Source organism: Amycolatopsis sp. NPDC059657 (genome assembly GCF_042734395.1).
Lineage (GTDB): Bacteria > Actinomycetota > Actinomycetes > Mycobacteriales > Pseudonocardiaceae > Amycolatopsis.
This window is the reverse complement of record NZ_JBHWEB010000049.1, coordinates 7,762-9,517: the sequence shown is the minus strand read 5'-3', so window position 1 is coordinate 9,517 and position 1,756 is coordinate 7,762. Positions and strand designations below refer to the sequence as shown.

Below are 1,756 nucleotides of genomic sequence, written 5' to 3'. Positions count from 1 at the left end.
GGCCCCCCCCCCCACCCCCCGGGTGTGTGTGCGGGCGGCAACCCCCCGCCCACACCACTCACGACCCCTTTCAGCAGTGCTCGGCGGCGGTCTTGAGTGCGCTCAGCCAGGCGTCGAGGCCTGCCTTGAGGAACTCGTTGGCGAGGCCCACCTCGGTCTCGATCTGCTTGCCCACATGGGTTTCCTCGGTCCGGACCAGTACGCCGCCCGGTACCTCGACGAAGTTCCAGACGTGCACGCCGCGGTCGATGCGCAGGCCGTCGCCGATCGCGGGACCGGTCCAGCGGATGCACTCGCCGTGCTGAAGCTGCTCGACCGTCGAGGTGATGACCAGGGTGGTGGCCGGGCTGACCGGGGTCGGCGGCACCGGCGTGGTCCACCGGAACTGCGAGCGCGCCCGCAGCGGTCCGTGGTCCAGCCGCTTCGCGCTGGTGACCGGCTCTTGCCAGGCAGGCCAGCGCGCCACGTCGGCCTGAAGCCGCCAGATGGTGCGCAAAGGCGCCTTGACCAGTGTTTCGGCGCGATAGCGGATCTTGGCTGCCGGGTCGACGCCCTGGCTGCGGCAGGTCAGCGACGCGGGTGCCGGGGTGGCGGCCTGGGCGGGTGTGGCGGTGGCGCCGAAGATGGCGGCGGCGACCAGCGGGATGGCGAGCAGGGTGCGCATGAGGTTCTCCTCGGTTCGGCTTCGTCCGGTGTCGAAGTCGACCTTGCCGCGGCCGCCGGGGTGCCCGCGTCGGTGAGAACTACGTAGATCGGCCCGCCTAAAGGTCCGGGATGCCTAGGTCCAGGTTCGGCCCTTCGATGCCACCGTCGACCTGCAACACCTTGCCGGTGAGATACGAACCCGCAGCCGACGACAGGTACAGCACGGCGGCCGCGACGTCTTCGGCCTCGCCGAGCTTGCGCAAGGGGGTCGCCTGTTCCATGGGCTCGCGCACCGCGTCGTTCGCCAGGATCTCGCGTAACCCTGACGTCGCGACGGAACCGACGGCGACGGCGTTCACCCGGATCCGCGGCGCGAGATCGGCCGCCGCTAGCCGCGTGTACTGCAGGCACGCACCCGAGGCCGCCCCGTAGGCGAGAAAGCCGCGCCCCGGCGCCCTGCCGAGCACGGCCGAGATGTTGACCACCGAGCCGCCACCTCCGCCGAGCATCGCGGGAATGGCCGCGGCGGTCAGCGCGTGCGCGACGGAAACGTTGAAACTGAAGGCTTCTTCGAGATGTTCGACCGTGGTGGACAAAATATGCCTCGGCAACGCGCCGCCGACATTGTTCACCACGATGTCCAGCCTGCCGAAAGTGTTCACGGCCTCCTCGGCGAGTGCCACGGCGGCCGCCGGATCACGCAGATCCGTGACGACGACATGTGCCTTGCGCCCGGCCGATTCCACCCGCGACGCCACTTCCTTGAGGTCTTCCACCGTGCGGGAAGCGATTACCACATCGGCGCCGGCCTCAGCGAGCGCGATCGCCGTGGCAGCCCCGATTCCCCGGCCCGCACCGGTGATGACCGCGACTTTGTCCGTGACGAGAAACCGTTCGAGGATCATTCTCAAAACGCTAGCGGCGGCATCCGGCGCCCACTAGGCGGTAAGTGACCGACTAATCATAAAACGGCGGATCATCGGGCCTTATGACCCAAGCGCGGCGCGCAAAAGCGATAATGGGTCGTGGGGGGGGTTAAGGGGGAGTTAAAGCGCCACGCCACCCCCCACAACGCACCCCCGCGTGGGGGGGGCGCCGCGCGGCCGCCCCC

At 69.3% G+C, this 1,756-nt stretch carries 2 protein-coding genes; both read right to left on the bottom strand.

Going from position 1 to position 1,756, the window contains the following annotated elements; genetic code table 11:
* Positions 1-70: 70 nt before the first annotated feature.
* Positions 71-664, bottom strand: coding sequence for an SRPBCC family protein (locus ACFV15_RS25385; RefSeq protein ID WP_378353088.1), 594 nt, complete (start codon positions 662-664; stop codon positions 71-73).
* 97 nt (positions 665-761) lie between these two features.
* Entirely contained in the window at positions 762-1,550 is a 789-nt protein-coding gene (locus tag ACFV15_RS25380) for an SDR family oxidoreductase (protein WP_378353087.1), read from the bottom strand.
* Positions 1,551-1,756 lie beyond the last annotated feature (206 nt).

Excerpts from the sequence above, each read along its gene's own strand:
- ACFV15_RS25385 (WP_378353088.1), bottom strand. The coding sequence starts at position 664 with ATGCGCACCCTGCTCGCCATCCCGCTGGTCGCCGCCGCCATCTTCGGC.
- ACFV15_RS25380 (WP_378353087.1), bottom strand. The coding sequence starts at position 1,550 with ATGATCCTCGAACGGTTTCTCGTCACGGACAAAGTCGCGGTCATCACC.